The sequence below is a fragment of the Undibacterium sp. genome (assembly GCF_030683615.1).
In the GTDB taxonomy this organism is placed as follows: domain Bacteria; phylum Pseudomonadota; class Gammaproteobacteria; order Burkholderiales; family Burkholderiaceae_D; genus Undibacterium; species Undibacterium umbellatum.
This window is the reverse complement of record NZ_JAUXQE010000028.1, coordinates 13989-30699: the sequence shown is the minus strand read 5'-3', so window position 1 is coordinate 30699 and position 16711 is coordinate 13989. Positions and strand designations below refer to the sequence as shown.

The following is a 16711-nucleotide window of genomic DNA, read 5'->3' as shown; positions in this document are numbered from 1 at the left end:
CCAGGCGAATAAACTGGGCATATTGTAAATCAGCCAAGCGTGTCAATGCCTGGCTTTCCACGCGTTTTTAACTGATCAGCATGTTCTTGTATGACATTGATGCTTGGCGTATGCAATCCTGGAAGGTCAGTGCCGCATGCGATAAAGGCCGGGTCTTGGTCCAGATCATGCCAACCGGGCTGGGCAGATGGCCCAGATTCAAAGGCAGGATCTGCAAGACACCTTCTGCCACCAGTTGACGGGCCGCCGATAATGACAATAGGCCCAGGCGTGGTGGTTCCATCAGCAAGGGCACATTGACCGACCTCGACACAGACTCGATGACGTCGGTCGGCTTGTTCAAGCCATTTTTTGCCAGCAGGTTGATCATGCGCTGGTGCGTTGGTGATTCTTCTACCGACAAGATCCAGGGCAGGTTGTTCAAATCCATCCAGGTCAGATTGTCGCGTCTTGCCAAGGGGTTTTTGCTGGAAGTAACGATCACCAGCGGGTCGTCATACAAGACTTCTTCCTGCAAATGTTCAGCCGCACGTTCTGAAAACACGCGGCCTATGATGAGGTCTATCTTACCTTCACGTAAATCCTGTAGTTGCTGATCAACTGTGCCATCCATTATGCACAATGTGACGTTTGGCCAGCTAGCCTTTAGTATCTTGACAGCTTTAGGAATGATGGTGGTTGATACCACGCTCAAAATGCCGACGGTCACTTTACCGACTGTACCAGTGGCCAGCGAGCGCATCTCTTGATGAGCTTTTTGTAAATTAAATAAAACTTCTCTGGCATGCCGTATCAGGCATTCACCTGAAGGTGTTGGTTTTATACCACGCCCAGCACGTTCAAATAACTTGACACCTATCCCTTCCTCCATCTCTCCAAGCATTTTGGAAACAGCCGGCTGGCTGACGTGTAAAGTCGCCGCAACCTGAGCAACTGTGTGCTTGTCAGCCAGTTCCACAAGCAAGCGCAAGTGCTTGATCTTGAGTTGTCGGGCGAAATACTTTTCTATAGGCAAGGTATCAATCATAACGATAATTATATACTTTTTCCTTAATTTCTCATTGGACGGTAATGAAATTGTAATGGGATCATACCGTGATGCAACAAATTGTATCAATTCGTCGGTCTTGATCTGACTGTGATAAGTAGCTTTTTTTACAGCTTATTTCGACAAAACGACATGCAAGATGTTTTCGCAGCACTTCGGTTCGACCACGATATGGCGACTCAGTTCAAACGAGTCTTGCCCTATCTTTGGTCTCAGCAGTTTGAACCTGTTCATGATTCACCAAGGAGATTCTGGATGTTTTATCAAGAGAAGAAATGTGCCTACGCTGTCAAGCTGGCACTGGCTATGTTGTCGGGCAGTATGCTGATGAGCGCTCAAGCGCAGACAGTCAAGGCTGACCCAGCAGAAAAAATTCAAAAAATTGAAGTAACTGGTTCCCACATCAAGCGTATTGATAAAGAAGGCACTTCTCCTATCCAGACACTGACAGCAAAAGATATCAGCCAAAGTGGCGCGACTTCTGTTGCTGAATTGTTGCGCACGATCCCGGCTCTGGGTAGCGGTAGCGCATTCGATGCAGTAGATGGTGGTTTCTCCCGCGGCGTGGCAACAGCTTCCCTGCGTGGCCTGGGTTCCAGCTCCACCTTGATTTTGTTGAATGGCCGTCGCATGACGCCATCGGCTTACGCAAACCCAAATCAAGGTCAATCCACTCTGTACGATATCAACAGCATTCCTTTGTCGATGCTGGAACGCGTAGAGATCTTCAAGGATGGCGCATCTGCAGTATACGGCTCTGACGCTATTGCCGGTGTTATCAACTTCATCACCAAGAGCGATTACCAGGGCATTCAGATGAACGCCAGCATGGGCGCTAATGATGACAATCAGTTCAAGAAAAAAAGCATCAGTGGTTTTGCTGGTTTTGGTAACTATGCGCAAGATGGCTACAATGTGACTGTCAGTGCGGAGTATTCCAAGCGTGACCGCGTTTCCATCAAGGATGCCAAAGACGTAGAAAAAGACTTGTACAGCACACTCAACAACCGTTTGTCGCCTTACTCCAGCTTTGCCAGTAACCAGCCTTTCTTCTACCGTGAACGCACAGCAGGCAGCAATACTTTCTTCTCTGCCAATGATGCCAACGTGGTTAATCGCACAAATTGCGATTCTTCCCGTTTGATCACTGGTGGCGCACAATACAATATCGCAACTACCAGCGCATTGTATGGCCGTCAGTTCTGTAACTACAATCTGGATGCGTTTGCTGAAGTTCAAGGCGCTGGCCAGGACTTTAGTGCCATGTCACGCGGCATCTACCAGATCAATGACACTTTGTCTGCCTTTGCTGAAGTAGCATATAACAAAACTGAGCGTGATTACACTGGTGGCTCACGCACTATTGATGGTCGTACGCCATCCACGGCATTTGCACTGTCTGGTGCAGGTACGCCATTCCAGGCTATTTTGCCAGTAGGTCACCCAGACAATCCATTCCCGACCAGCCGTGCTGCAGTTGTCTACCGTTTTGAAAATATTGCAGGTGGCACCAATACCACGAACGAATCCCTGCGTTTTGCTTCCGGCCTGAAAGGTAGTTTCAAGAGCTGGGATTGGGAAACTGGCGTATTGTGGAACCGTTCCGAGCGTACCGATATTTCCAATGGCTTCCTGTTGCTGCCGGAAGTACAAAAGCTGATTACTCAGAACATGTCTTTGGCAGATGTTGCCAGACAACCTAACCTGAGCCGTCAACTGAAGAGCGTTGGTGTGGCTGAAATCGCACAGGCTGACTTCAAGGCCAGCACAGAATTTGGCAGCCTGCCAGGTGGTGCTATTGGTCTGGCGTCCGGTGTTGAATTCCGTCAGGAAAAAATGACCTTGACACCAGACAACCTGACTAGCTCCGGTCAAGTCCTGGGTCTGGCTAACCAGTTCATCCAGGGTCAACGTAATGTTACTTCTGCTTTCTTTGAAGTGCGTACGCCATTCCTGAAAAACTTTGAAATGGATTTCGCTGGCCGCGTCGACAAATATCCTAGCTTTAAAACCAATTTCGTACCAAAAGTGGGCGCTAAATGGACAGTCAATGATTCCCTGGCTTTCCGTTCCACTTATGCACATGGTTTCCGTGCTCCAGCGCTGGTACAAGTGACTGCTGGTGGTACACAGACTTTCCTGAATAGCCAGGCTGATCCTATCCGTTGCCCAGATGGTAAAACTCCTTTGGCCGGTGCAGATAACACTGACTGCTCTAAGAGTATTTCGACGCTGATCCGTCAAAATCCTAATCTGAAGCCAGAAACATCCAGGAGTTTCTCTCTGGGTATGGTCTTGTCGCCTACGCGTGATTTCGACATTCTGGTTGATTACTACAATATCCGTAAAGAAGATGAAGTTGCTGCTTTGTCCTCCACACTGATTATGAATAATCAAGATGCTTATCCAGGTGCTGTGATCCGTGATACCAATCCTGTCAATTTTGTCAAAGACAAGAACGGTAATGTTATTCCTAATTCTGGCCCGCTGATTTCTCTGTTGCGTAACTATATCAACCAAGGTAGTACGGTTGTGAGCGGCATCGATCTGGAAATGGCAATGCGCAATAACCTGGGTGCCAACGGCAAACTGGATACGCGTTTCCGTACTTCCTACACGATAGAATACCGTCGTGCAGAAAAACCAGGTGATCCAGAAACCAATCTGGTTGGTACACGCGGTGGCTTGTCCAACTTCTCAACCAGTGTCGGCGACATGCCACGTCTGCGTGCCAGCCTGTCCTCTTCCTGGACTAAAGAAGCGCACACAGTCAACGGCGCGATCAACTTTGTTGGCGGCGTATCTCTGTTGCGTCACACCAATGCGGCAGAAACTTATCCAGTTTCTTATTGCCACTACGGTTCTGGCCAGCCATCCACAGCAGCATCCCTGGGCGGCGTAGCCAAATACCTGACTTATGTACCTGAGTGCGCAGTTTCCAGCTGGACTACAGTTGATCTGGGCTACACATACAAAGGTTTCAAAGACCTGACTATCGGTGTACGTGTATTGAATGCGCTGGATTCCAAAGCTCCATACGATCCTAGCTCCAGCTACACGACTAGTGGTTACAACGATAGCTTGCACAATGCTTATGGCCGTGCATTCCGTTTGAACCTGGGTTATGTGTTCAAATAATCTGCTTAAGCTTTAAGCAGTAATTAACGAGCAATATAAAAAAACAGGGGCATTAGCCCCTGTTTTTTTTTCGTCCTGATATTCCTGATCTGGCATTTGACAAAGACGATTCAATACACTAGTGTATTGAATCGTCTTTGTCACTTATCGTTCACCTGGAATAGAAACCATGAAAAAATCCTTGTGCATCTTGCTATTGAGCCTGCTAGGTAGCCTGGCGTTACCTGCTGCCATGGCCAGTGAGCTTGCGGGAATAACGCTGGAAGATAAAATTCGCCTGGACAATCAGGACTTGTACTTGAACGGTGCGGGTGTACGTTCCAAGGCGATTTTCCAGGTATTTGTGGCGGCCCTGTACCTGAGCGAGAAAAAAACACAAGCGGCCGAGGTGCTTGCTTTGAGCACAGCAAAACGCATGCAGATCATCATGCTGCGGGATATCAGTGCGGAACGCTTTGGCCAGAATTTCATGGAGGGGCTAAAACACAATGTCAGCAAGGAGCAGAAAAGCAAAATCATAGACCAGATGATACGGCTGGGTGAAATGTTTTCCAAAGTGCCTGAATTTCGCAAAGGCGACAAACTGACAGTGGACTGGCTGCCCGATACAGGAACGGTCATCATGATCAATGGCAAAAAAACCATGGACAGCCTGCCTGACCCCTTATTCTATAATGCCTTGCTAAAACTCTGGCTAGGGGAAAACACGGCGCAGGATAGCCTGAAACGGCAGTTATTGGGAGAGCAAGCAGATTTCAAGAAATCGCTGAAGTAGGCTTCTTGAAACAAATTTCTCCTGGAGCCTGGAGCTTGTTGCATGCAAGAGGGTAGGAGCCTATGTCAAGATTCAGTATAATCATGGCAAATTAATCTCTTTTACCAAGGGTAAACCATTCCCGCGATAAAAGTGCGAAAATTTGCTCACTAGCCGGAATTTATCACAAGTAGAAAGTTCGCCATGTTTAGTTGGTTTAATGCAAAAGAAGAAAAAGAAATCGGCCTGCTGCTTGCTGAGTTTGTCATCAAGGAGATGCCAATAGAACTGGCAAAAAAGAAGCAGGATAAAACTTTGCTGAAACGTCATAAAGTGATGCAACAACTTGCTATCAAGGTGGTCGAATTCAAAAAAGACCGACGTCTGAATGTGTATAAAAAAGCCCAGTTGGGAAATAGCTTCAAATGGCGCTTATTGGAAGAAAATTTTGATGCGGCAGTAGCCAGTGAATTGACCAATCTGGTGATCAAGGAACTGGGTTGAGCCAACATCAGTCTGGCACGACAGTCAGACTAGATAAATAACATCGTTAAACCAAAAAAAGCTGCTCATAGCTCACATGCGCAGCTTTATTGCAGATACCAGCAGGTTTTACAAATTCGGTGCCAGCCAACGCTCCACTTCATCCTTGGGCACGCCGCGTCTTTGTGCCATGTCACTCACTTGATCTTCCGCAATTTTGCCTACACTGAAATACTTCGATTCAGGATGCGCAAAGTAAAAGCCTGAGACTGCCGCACCCGGTATCATGGCCCATGATTCAGTAATGTACATCTCTATTTCTTCACACTGCATTTGCTTGAACATCTCGGTTTTGACTGTATGTTCCGGGCAGGCCGGGTAGCCAGGCGCAGGGCGTATGCCTTTATAGCTTTCCTTGATCAGCTCTTCATTGGAGAGGGCTTCATCGGCGACATAGCCCCACAAGTCTTTGCGCACGCGTTCATGCAGGTATTCGGCAAAGGCTTCGGCCAGGCGGTCGGCTAAAGACTTCAGCATGATGCTGCTGTAGTCATCATGGGCATCTTCAAAGCGCTTCTCATACTTTTCTATACCCAGGCCAGCGGTCACCGCGAACATGCCTATATAGTCTTTGATGCCACTGTCTTTCGGCGCGATGAAATCAGACAGGCACTGGTTAGGCCTCTGCACGCCATCAATGATGGGTTTCTCGGTTTGTTGACGGGTGCCGTAATAAATCAGCGCTACCTGGCTGCGGGTGTCGTCGGTATAGATTTCTATGTCGTCATCATTGACGGTATTGGCAGGCAGCAGGGATACCACGCCATTCGCCGTCAGCCAGCGGCCTTCGATGATTTTCTTCAGCATGGCCTGGCCTTCGGCAAATACCTTCGTTGCAGCCTCGCCGACGACGTCATCGGTCAATATGGCCGGGAAAGGGCCAGCCAGGTCCCAGGTCTGGAAGAACGGGCCCCAGTCTATGTAATTGGCAATCGTCGCCAGATCAATATTCTTGAACAGGCGACGGCCTATGAATTTTGGTTTGACCGGCGCATTGCTGCCAGTGAAGTCCACTTTCATTTTATTTGCGCGGGCTTGTGCCAACGTGACCATGGGTGTGGCTTTTTTATTCGCATGCTGGGTGCGGATGCGTTCGTAATCGCTACCAAGGTCAGCGATGTACTGGTCACGGCTTTCTGGTGTCAGCAGCGATTGTGCGACAGACACTGAGCGCGAAGCATCGGCGACATACACCACCGGGCCTTCATAATTGGGTGCAATCTTCACCGCGGTATGGGCACGGCTGGTAGTCGCACCGCCGATCAGTAGCGGGATCTTGAGCATGCGGAAATGCGGGTCGCGCTGCATTTCTTTGGCGACGTAAGCCATCTCTTCGAGGGACGGCGTGATCAGGCCGGAAAGGCCGATGATGTCGGCATTTTCCGCCTTGGCCTTGGCCAGAATTTCTGAGCAGGGCACCATCACGCCCATGTTGACCACTTCAAAATTATTACACTGCAAGACCACGGTAACGATGTTCTTGCCGATGTCATGCACATCACCCTTGACGGTGGCGATGACGATCTTGCCCTTGGGTTTGTTGTCGCCGCTGCGCTTCTTTTCTTCTTCGATATAGGGAATCAGATGGGCGACAGCCTGCTTCATGACGCGGGCAGATTTCACCACCTGCGGCAAAAACATCTTGCCCTGGCCAAACAAGTCGCCGACGATATTCATGCCCGCCATCAGCGGACCTTCAATCACCTGGATAGGGCGGCCGCCATCGGCCATGATGGCAGCACGTGCTTCTTCCGTATCTTCGACGATCCAGTTGGTAATACCGTGCACCATCGCATGGGCCAGTCTTTTTTCCACCGGCTCGTTACGCCATTCCAGCGTGGCTTCTTCTTTCTTACCGCCGGCTTTGAGCGTGGCAGCGATTTCTATCATGCGCTCAGTCGCATCTTCACGACGGTTCAGCACCACGTCTTCAACACGCTCGCGCAATTCGGCATCAAGCTCGCTGTACACGCCAACCATACCGGCATTCACGATACCCATGGTCATGCCAGCCTTGATGGCGTGGTACAGGAATACCGTGTGGATCGCCTCACGTGCCGGGTCGTTGCCGCGGAAAGAGAAACTCACATTCGAGACACCACCACTGATCTTGGCACCAGGCAGGTTCTTATGTATCCAGGCTGTCGCTTCGATAAAGTCAACGGCGTAATTATTGTGTTCTTCAATACCGGTGGCGACCGCAAAAATATTCGGGTCGAAAATGATGTCTTGCGGATCAAAATCCAGACTATCTACCAGCAGGCGATAAGCGCGTTCGCAAATTTCTATCTTGCGCGCATAGGTATCGGCCTGACCTTTTTCATCAAAGGCCATGACGATGACTGCGGCACCATAGCGCTTGCACAGCGTAGCCTGGCGCAAGAATTCTGCTTCGCCTTCTTTCATGGAAATCGAATTGACGATGGCCTTGCCCTGCACGCATTTCAGACCTGCCTCGATAACTGTCCATTTCGACGAGTCGATCATGATAGGTACGCGGGCGATGTCCGGTTCGGATGCAATCAGGTTCAGGAAGCGTGTCATCGCTGCCAGTGAATCCAGCATGGCTTCATCCATATTGATATCGATGACTTGCGCGCCGTTTTCTACCTGCTGGCGAGCAACCGCCAGCGCTTCATCGTATTGCTCATTCAGAATAAGGCGGGCGAAAGCTTTTGAGCCAGTGACATTGGTACGTTCACCGACGTTGACGAACAATGAGCTTTCATCAATCGTGAAAGGCTCCAGGCCAGACAGTCTCATCGCTGTCGGCACAGTTGGGATTTCACGCGGTTTGCGGGTTTGCAGTATGTCGGCAATTGCCTTGATATGGTCAGGCGTGGTGCCGCAACAGCCACCGGCGATATTGATGAAACCAGCTTCGGCAAATTCTTTCAGCAGGGCTGAGGTATCGGCGGGCAATTCATCAAAGCCGGTATCACTCATGGGATTGGGCAAACCGGCATTCGGGTAAATACAGACAAAAGTGTCGGCTATCTTCGACAATTCTTCTGCATACGGGCGCATCAGGGCAGCGCCCAGGGCACAATTCAGACCTATGGTGAGCGGTTTGGCATGCCGTACTGAATTCCAGAATGCCGGTACGGTCTGACCCGACAGGATACGGCCCGAGGCATCGGTCACCGTGCCAGAAATCATGATGGGCAGGCGGGTACCGGTCTCTTCAAAAAACTGGTCTATCGCGAACAAAGCAGCTTTGCAGTTCAGCGTATCAAATATGGTTTCGACCAGCAGCACATCAGCACCACCTTCGACCAGGCCACGGGTTTGCTCTAGATAGGCGGCCACCAGTTGATCAAAGGTCACATTACGCGCTGCCGGGTCATTGACGTCTGGTGAAATTGATGCAGTCTTTGGCGTAGGGCCAAGGGCGCCTGCCACATAGCGTGGCTTGTCTGGTGTTGAATATTTATCGCATGCCGCTCGTGCGATTTTGGCCGAGGCAACGTTCATCTCATAGGCCAGATGCGCCATGTGGTAATCATCTTGCGCTACGGTCGTCGCACCAAAGGTATTGGTTTCTATGAGGTCAGCACCAGCGGCCAGGTATTTCTCATGGATTTCGGCAATCACATGTGGCTGGGTCAGAGACAACAATTCGTTGTTGCCCTTGACGAAGAGTTCACGCACTGTTTCAGGGCCAGTAAAGTCTTTGAATCGCTCGCCGCGATAATCTTCTTCCGTCAGTTTATAGCGCTGTATCATGGTACCCATGGCCCCATCGAGTATCAGGATGCGCTTTTGCAAAATCTCGCGCAAACGGGTTTCAAGGGCAGATACTGGCAGGGTCGTAGTCATGATGTTTACTCACATAAATGCAAAAACCCGATCGGCTTGTGTGCAGGCGGATCGGGTGACGTCCTTTTAGCAGCACTTATTACGCGCCCGCAATCTGAATCTCAAATCGGCGCAAGAAAGCATAAATTATACGTCAAATCAAGGGCTTGGGTAGCTGCAGGCAAACTGCTGTCGGGTTTTTGTCATGACTTAAATATCAAAAATGACATGACTGCCCCATGTAGAATTAAATTTTCCCAAATTGAAAACTACCTTTGCTAGCCTTAAACTGCTTAACATGGATAAATTCGCAGTTTTTGCTTGCCTGAAAGCAGTAGCAGCTTCAATATCCTGTCTATACAATCATTTAAAGGCCGTACTTGTGCAAGCCATCTATTTTTGCCTTTTCGTTATCAAGACCAGATGAACATATCTGCACTCATTATTGAGGATCACCCGATTTACCGTGATGCCTTACTGGTATTCATGCGCCACATGCTTGGGGATGCCATGGTGGCTGCCGTAACCTCCACCGAAGAGGCATTGGCGCAAGCAGTAAAATATAGAGGTTTGCGCCTGATTTTGCTGGATTTGGGATTGCCCGGCATGAATGGGGTAGAAGCCATCAGTTCCTTACGCAAAAATTTTACCGATGTGGCGATCGTGGTTATTTCTGCATCAGAGGACAGGCGCGAAGTAGACGCCGCTCTGCGTGCCGGTGCCAAGGCCTTTATTTCCAAGGCCGTGTCCACAGAAGTGATGGCCGAGATCGTGCGTAAAATCTTGGCGCAGGAAACCCTGGATTCCAACTGGATTACATTGCGCGGCAAGCAGGCAAACAAGGAAGAGCCCTTGCTGGCCTTGACACCCAGACAACAAGAAACCTTGATCCTGCTTTGTCAGGGTTTGTCCAACAAGGAAATAGGCTTGCGTCTGGAGCTGGCAGAAATCACCGTCAAAATGCATGTCACCTCAATTTTCCGGGTATTGAATGTGGTTAACCGCACTCAGGCGGTATTGGCCGCGCGGCGTCTGGGACTGTATTCTCCGGATCAATAACCTGGTCTGTGGTTTTCATTCGAAGTCGGACGGGTAGACCAGTTCCGGCAGCATGGCGTTGTTTTGTAATAATTCCAGCAAGGCTGTTTTCAAAGTCTCGGCCTGCATGGGTTTGTGCAAAATTTGAAAATCCCGGGTTTGCGTTATGCCGATTTGCTCTGCTGACGTTTCCCCCGTCACCAGCAAGGCAGGAATATCATAATTAAATTCCTCGCGTATGGCCTGTATTGCATCACAACCATTTTCTTTGGAAGACAAGCGGTAGTCACAGATCATAGCATCCGGCATTCTGTCCAGCTCTATTAGTGCGTTAATGGCTTCCGGCCCAGAACTGCTCGCCAGCACCTGGCAATCCCAGGATAGAAGCAAGGCCTGGGTCGCCAGTAAAATACTTGTTTCATCATCGATCACCACGATCAGTTTGTCATGCAACTCATTGTTGTCTGGCGCTTGGCGGACTCCTTTCTGAGGTTCGCTTCCCTGGATTTCTGCCATGGGGACATGAATGGAAAAGCTTGTACCTTCGTTCAGTCTGGATTGCAGGCTGACAGGAATATCCAACAGTTTGCTGAGACGCTTAACGATCGCCAGGCCCAGGCCCAGACCTTTACTATTGTCTTTATGCTGGTTGCCAACCTGGAAAAATTCTTCAAAAACGGTTTTTTGCTGGTAGGCAGAAATGCCTATCCCGGTATCCGTGACGCTGATACATAGTTTGTCATCCACAGCCTGGCAAGTGATTTTGACCCCGCCAGCATGGGTGTAGCGTATGGCGTTGGCAGTCAGATTGCGCAGCATTTGTTCCAGCAGGGTGGCATCGGTCTTCACCCAGACGTTGATGGCATCGACATAAAAATCCAGATGCTTGTTTTGCGCTTGCGGTGTAAATTCAATAATGATCTTGGAAAGTATCGCCGCAACAGGAAAGCTTTTGATGGCAGGCTCGACGATTTGCGCATCGAGGCGCGAGATGTCCAGCAAGGATAAAAACATCTCATCCATGATGTCTGTGCAATGCCTGACATTCGTCAACAGGCTGCGAGCCTGCTCCGGCAATTCCACATTCGACAAGGCACCCAGGTACAGATTCAGTGCATGCATGGGCTGGCGCAAGTCATGGCTGGCCACTGCCAGAAAGCGGGTTAGCTCATTTTGTTGCTGCTCCTGGCGCTGATAGGCCAGTGTCAATGCCCGGTTGGATTCTTCAAGCTCACTGCGCTGCAGTTCCAGCAATTCTTTTTGCTGCAAGACTTCCTGGCTGCGTTTACGGTTCAGGTTTTCAGAGTGATAGCGACGCAGGTAGTTTAACTCTGTAACGCAACTGGTAAAGATGAACAGGCAGCAGGCAGGCCACAGCAGGATGGCATATTGCACATGCGGAAAATCATGGAACCAGCCCATCCAGGCAAAAAGATGAGGCAGGAAGGCCGTGCATAGAGCATACAGGATGCCAAAACCCAGTGATATGCCCTGGAACAGCACCAGTGGCATTAACAGGAAAAACATGAAGCCGCCTATGCCATATGCCATGGCACCATGCAGACGGTTCAAGATTTCCATGAATAGCCATTCGATGAACATGCCGGTCATGAACATCGTCAATTGTGAGAGCCAACGCCTGGTACGCATGAGTGCGTTCATGACATTGAAGAACAAGACCACATGCATTAGCCGCAGGCTCAGGGTATTTTGCGCACCTACGGGGTCTATAAAATAATCCCAGAACCACATCAGGCAACCAAACAGGGCACAGGCGGCATGCACAATGGCCAGCATGATGCGATGGTTTTCGCGCTTGCGTTGGAGATAAGCTTCATCAGGAAAAAGAATTTCCCGGATGTCTTTACGCAGGCTGTTTGTGGACTTGTTTGCAATCAACATGCAAGGGCCTGTCTGCTCGATATAGGTAAGTGATAAGCCAGATTTGTAGCTTAAAGCCAGAATGATTGGATGTCGCTATCAGGAAATGTGTGCTCACGCATTGGACCGCAAAACAGGGAAGTGCGTCAATTGTTACTGCCACATACCTAGGTATAGGATACAAGATCCCTAAATATTGTTACAATATGTAAGTGACATTGTTTTAATACATTCCCGGATTTGACTTGCACACGCATGACGGAAAATCTGCGCCAGAGTAAGGTGGCCCGATTTCTTCTTTCCTGAATTTCAGTCTTTTTCAAATTCCCATATTGAATTCACATTTGTCCGGATCTGCCCAGGCAGCAGCGGAGTTGTCATGGTCTGACAATAAGCAGACTTGGTTTTGATATGTGCAAATATTTATAATTTTTTGACAAGGTAAGATTTTTATGGGTATCAACGCCAGCACCATACAAAAGCTGTATATCGCTTATTTCAACCGTCCAGCTGATGTGGCTGGTTTGACCTATTGGGAAGGGCAGCTTGATGCCAACAAGATATCTCTCTCGGGCCTGGCGCAATCATTCAGTGAACAGGTGGAATATGTCACAACCTATGGTGGGAAGTCCACCGCCGAAGTTGTGACTACTTTGTACCAGAATTTGTTTGGCCGCGCACCTGATGCCGATGGCTTGAAATACTGGGCGACCCAGATTGATACAAAAGCCGTGAATATGGGGACGGCAGCGCTAGCCATTTTGAATGGAGCAGTGCCACAGAGCGTTGATGGCGTGACGATACAGAACAAACTCAAGTTTGCGACAGATTTTACGACCAGCCTGAATACCCAGGAAAAAGCGGCCTCGTACAGTTATGCCTATGCCTTTGAAGTCATGCGTGGCATTTTGTCTGGCGTGACAGCAACATCCTTGCCACCTACGCTAGTTCCCGGCTCACCTCTTAAAATTGCTGAAGCTGCCAATGGCATTAGTAATGCTGAAAGAATGCTTGGCATGGATGTGCTGGTTGATTTGAAAGGTGTACAGACTTCAGTGGGGTACAAGCTTGAACTGATGAATGGAAATAGTTCTTTCTCTGTTCCTGTTACCCATACACTGACTGCTGCGGAAGCGAAAGCGCAAAAAGCCCTTGTACATATACCTGGTGGTATTAACTGGGGACCTGATGGCGCAAAAATGCTGGGCATCAAAGTCACGGATATTTTTGGAAATTCTGGCAAGGTGGGTGCGCAAACAGCAGTCGTGCTTGATACCACGGCACCTATACTGCCGCCTTCTGCGACAATCGTCACTTCATGGATGAAATCTCCCGCACAAGGCCTCGCTGCGGTAATAAGTGAAATTCAATACAACATTATCCGTGGTGAGAATACTGGGGGAAGTGCTGTATTGATGCAAAATAAAACGGTCATCGGCAAAGTGGCCAATATTGCTGCGAATGCGTCCATGCTCGACTTTGTCATTGACCCGAGTGTCGCAAAACAGGTCTATGACGATTATTTCAGTAATTCTAGCAAAGTATTGAGTCTGGTATTGACAGACGCGTCAGGCAATTCAGTGACAACAAATTTAAGTGGTTCAGGGATCTGGGCAGAATATAAATATAAAGAAGGTACACCTGTCTCGAATATCAGCATATTCACCGATTCCATGAATGGGACGCTTGCCGTTAAAGCTGGTATTAACGGCCTGGAATATTTCAATGGCACTGCTTATTTGAAAATTAATGGGCAAGTCATTGCCAGCGATAAACTCATTTTGTCTGACGACACGACGGTGGATTTCAACGTGCTGACTGCCAATAGTATACAGGTACAAAACCTGATTAATGCTGGTGGCGTTGTGTCTATTGCCATGGTTGGCTTTGATGGCAAGGCGGTAGAGAGTATCAATAATCCTACTTTGTCTGCGAACCAGTATGGTAGCCGTGCTACTTTGGATTCTAATGCCGTATTGCCAGCCTTACCGAAGACGGGCACCTACTTCACTTCATACTACAATCAAGCGGGATTCGATTATGGTCTCAGTGAAATGAAGTACTCCATTGTCGCTGGACAGAATACTGGAGGATCTGCATCCATTCTGGAAGCTGGCAATGTCATCGCCAAAATTCCTTACATTGGTGCCAATGACACCGTGCTGGATTTTTTATTTGATATGAAAATTGCCAAGCAAGTCTATAACGATTATTTTACGAACAAGAATTTAAGCTTGGTCGTGACAAATGCTTTTGGATACTCTGTCAGCGCTCCGTTGTCAGGTATCGATATCCGTGCCGATTATAAATTCAAGGACGGTACTCCTGCGACGAATATTGTTTTGACACCTGTGGGTGGAAATATCGTCGCAAACACGGTCAATAGCAGCAATACCAATTTGATCGTCTCAGCTAATGTGAATGGCCTGGAATATTTTATGAGTAAAGCCTATCTGAAGATCAACGGTCAGATTGTTGCCACTGATGATTCGATTTCAAGCGCGGACACTAAGCTCAACTTTGACTTGGGAACGTCTGATGCCGTCCAGCTGCAGGCCATCGTAAAATCGGGTGGTGTTGTGTCCGTGGCCTTGATCGATATGAATGGTAAAGTGATTGAGAGTGTTGCTAATAACTATCTGGTGACAAATTTTTCATCTTCTTTTAGTGCGCAAGACACGTATTCTCAAGTGGCATTGACGACTAATGAGCATCCGCTTGTGGTTGTAGGGCAAACTGAGCAGATATTATCTGTGTAAGACCAGCCCAATAAAAAAGGCACATCACGGTCTCGCTGTGATGTGCCAAGGGGAAATCATACAAAAGTTAGCTAGATGGTGCCGCTACTTATCAATCTTTTTTACGGCTCACAAACAAGCTGGCGATGATGGAGCTGCCCAGCAGCACAGCGATGACCATCAGTGAAACACTGGTTGGTACATGCATCCATTTCACGATCAGCATCTTGATACCGACAAACATCAACACAAAGGCCAGGCCGAATTTCAGTAAGTGGAAGCGGTCTGCCATATCTGCCAGCAAGAAATACAGTGCGCGCAAGCCCATGATCGCGAAGATATTTGAAGTGAAGACAATGAAGGGGTCTGTCGTCACTGCAAAAATCGCTGGTATCGAGTCCACTGCAAAAATTACATCGGATATTTCTATCAGTATCAGTACCAGGAACAAGGGCGTGAAAACGCGTTTGCCGTTTTCCATGATGCTGAATTTTTCTTCATGAAAATCCTTGGTAAATGGCAGCAGCTTCTTTGCCATGCGCAGGACTGGATTGGCTTCCAGGTCTGGTTCCTGCTCTGCTGCTACCAGCATGCGCATACCTGTAATCAGCAAGAAAATACCAAACAGATACAGTACCCATGAGAATTGCGTCACTACCCAGCTACCTGCCAATATCATAATGACACGCATGATGATGGCACCCAGCACGCCATACAGCAAAACCTTGCGCTGATATTGTGGCGGCACTGCAAAGTGACCAAATATCAGTAGGAAGACAAACACATTGTCGACCGACAGGGATTTTTCTATCACGTAACCTGCCAGAAATTCCATGGCCTTGGCGGTCGCTATTTCGCGGCCTACGGTTTCGCTCAGATACACCCACATGCCAAGGTCGAACAATAATGCCAGGCTGACCCACACCAATGACCATGCCGCCGCTTCCTTGACACTAACTTTGTGGGAGCGTGAACCGCCAAGGGCGAACACGTCTACAGCCAACATGAGTAAAACAAAGCCTATAAATACTGCCCACATCCAGGGCTCAGCGACGGAATGGATCATGGTTTATTCTTTCTCAATAAAGCCCAGCAAATGCAAGAGGCTGGTGAACAGGTTAAAGATGGTGACGTACAGGCTGACAGTTGCCATGATGTAATTGGTTTCGCCGCCACGGATGATATTGCTGGTTTCAAACAAAATCATGCCCGACATCAGCAAGACCATGACGGCAGAAATCGTCAGTGACAGGGCAGGGATCTGGAAGAAAATCGCACCCAGGCTGGCGACAAGGGCAACCAGCATACCCACCATCAAGAAGCCACCCATGAAACTGAAATCACGTTTGCTGATCAGTACATACGCCGACAAACCCATGAAAATCACGCCTGTCATTGCCATGGCCGTCATCACGATGCCGGTGCCGCCTGGCATGCCCAGGTAACGCGTCAGGATGGGGCCCAGGGTATATCCCATGAAACCAGTCAGGGCAAACACGGCAGCAATACCCCAGCCACTGTTACGCAGTTTGGTGGTGGCAAACAGCAGGCCAAAGTAGCCGACCAGAGTAAGCAGGATGCCAGGACCTGGAATATTGAAGGCGATGGTTGCACCGGCTGTCATTGCTGAAAACAGCAAAGTCATGGACAACAACATATAAGTATTGCGCAAGACCTTATGGCTTGCGCTGGTATTGCCATCTACATAGGCAACAGTTTGTGCGTCATGTGCAGAACGACTCAAGATTTTCATGCTTTTCTCCTGAAATGTTG

At 48.8% G+C, this 16711-nt stretch carries 10 protein-coding genes; 5 read left to right on the top strand and 5 right to left on the bottom strand.

Annotated features, from left to right (window positions below; translation table 11 throughout):
- Positions 1-67: 67 nt before the first annotated feature.
- Positions 68-1027, bottom strand: a complete 960-nt coding sequence (locus Q8K39_RS14260) for a LysR family transcriptional regulator (protein WP_186954486.1) — start codon at positions 1025-1027, stop codon at positions 68-70.
- 276 nt (positions 1028-1303) lie between these two features.
- Here Q8K39_RS14260 and Q8K39_RS14255 point away from each other — a divergent pair, with 276 nt between their 5' ends.
- The 3 genes from Q8K39_RS14255 to Q8K39_RS14245 all read left to right on the top strand — a co-directional run bounded on the left by Q8K39_RS14255 (position 1304) and on the right by Q8K39_RS14245 (position 5444).
- A complete protein-coding gene (locus Q8K39_RS14255) occupies positions 1304-4186 on the top strand; it encodes a TonB-dependent siderophore receptor (protein WP_186954487.1) in 2883 nt (960 codons plus the stop codon).
- A gap of 169 nt (positions 4187-4355) precedes the next feature.
- A complete protein-coding gene (locus Q8K39_RS14250) occupies positions 4356-4961 on the top strand; it encodes a chalcone isomerase family protein (protein WP_305261166.1) in 606 nt (201 codons plus the stop codon).
- Positions 4962-5144: 183 nt separating this feature from the next.
- On the top strand, positions 5145-5444 hold the full coding sequence (locus Q8K39_RS14245; protein WP_186954489.1) for a hypothetical protein: 300 nt from the start codon (positions 5145-5147) through the stop codon (positions 5442-5444).
- Positions 5445-5552: 108 nt separating this feature from the next.
- Here the strand turns inward: Q8K39_RS14245 and metH are convergent, their stop codons facing one another.
- Positions 5553-9302 carry a methionine synthase gene (gene metH / locus Q8K39_RS14240; protein WP_305261163.1) on the bottom strand — a complete coding sequence of 1250 codons (3750 nt, stop codon included), beginning with the start codon at positions 9300-9302 and terminating at the stop codon, positions 5553-5555.
- Positions 9303-9704: 402 nt separating this feature from the next.
- On the opposite strand from metH, the gene Q8K39_RS14235 reads away from it, so the two are divergent.
- Positions 9705-10340, top strand: a complete 636-nt coding sequence (locus Q8K39_RS14235) for a response regulator transcription factor (protein WP_186954491.1) — start codon at positions 9705-9707, stop codon at positions 10338-10340.
- A gap of 15 nt (positions 10341-10355) precedes the next feature.
- On the opposite strand, the gene Q8K39_RS14230 is transcribed toward Q8K39_RS14235, so the two are convergent.
- A complete protein-coding gene (locus Q8K39_RS14230; RefSeq protein ID WP_305261161.1) occupies positions 10356-12221 on the bottom strand; it encodes a hybrid sensor histidine kinase/response regulator in 1866 nt (621 codons plus the stop codon).
- A 431-nt stretch (positions 12222-12652) separates the two neighbouring features.
- Between Q8K39_RS14230 and Q8K39_RS14225 the strand changes: the two genes are divergently transcribed.
- A complete protein-coding gene (locus Q8K39_RS14225; RefSeq protein WP_305261159.1) occupies positions 12653-14959 on the top strand; it encodes a DUF4214 domain-containing protein in 2307 nt (768 codons plus the stop codon).
- Between the two features lie 91 nt (positions 14960-15050).
- Here the strand turns inward: Q8K39_RS14225 and Q8K39_RS14220 are convergent, their stop codons facing one another.
- Both Q8K39_RS14220 and Q8K39_RS14215 read right to left on the bottom strand, forming a co-directional pair.
- A complete protein-coding gene (locus Q8K39_RS14220; protein ID WP_305261157.1) occupies positions 15051-16004 on the bottom strand; it encodes a TerC family protein in 954 nt (317 codons plus the stop codon).
- Positions 16005-16007: 3 nt separating this feature from the next.
- A complete protein-coding gene (locus Q8K39_RS14215; RefSeq protein ID WP_305261155.1) occupies positions 16008-16691 on the bottom strand; it encodes a Bax inhibitor-1/YccA family protein in 684 nt (227 codons plus the stop codon).
- Between the last annotated feature and the right edge of the window lie 20 nt (positions 16692-16711).

Coding starts and splice junctions, on each gene's coding strand:
- Q8K39_RS14260 (WP_186954486.1), bottom strand. CDS start 1,027: ATGATTGATACCTTGCCTATAGAAAAGTATTTCGCCCGACAACTCAAG.
- Q8K39_RS14255 (WP_186954487.1), top strand. CDS start 1,304: ATGTTTTATCAAGAGAAGAAATGTGCCTACGCTGTCAAGCTGGCACTG.
- Q8K39_RS14250 (WP_305261166.1), top strand. CDS start 4,356: ATGAAAAAATCCTTGTGCATCTTGCTATTGAGCCTGCTAGGTAGCCTG.
- Q8K39_RS14245 (WP_186954489.1), top strand. CDS start 5,145: ATGTTTAGTTGGTTTAATGCAAAAGAAGAAAAAGAAATCGGCCTGCTG.
- metH (WP_305261163.1), bottom strand. CDS start 9,302: ATGACTACGACCCTGCCAGTATCTGCCCTTGAAACCCGTTTGCGCGAG.
- Q8K39_RS14235 (WP_186954491.1), top strand. CDS start 9,705: ATGAACATATCTGCACTCATTATTGAGGATCACCCGATTTACCGTGAT.
- Q8K39_RS14230 (WP_305261161.1), bottom strand. CDS start 12,221: ATGTTGATTGCAAACAAGTCCACAAACAGCCTGCGTAAAGACATCCGG.
- Q8K39_RS14225 (WP_305261159.1), top strand. CDS start 12,653: ATGGGTATCAACGCCAGCACCATACAAAAGCTGTATATCGCTTATTTC.
- Q8K39_RS14220 (WP_305261157.1), bottom strand. CDS start 16,004: ATGATCCATTCCGTCGCTGAGCCCTGGATGTGGGCAGTATTTATAGGC.
- Q8K39_RS14215 (WP_305261155.1), bottom strand. CDS start 16,691: ATGAAAATCTTGAGTCGTTCTGCACATGACGCACAAACTGTTGCCTAT.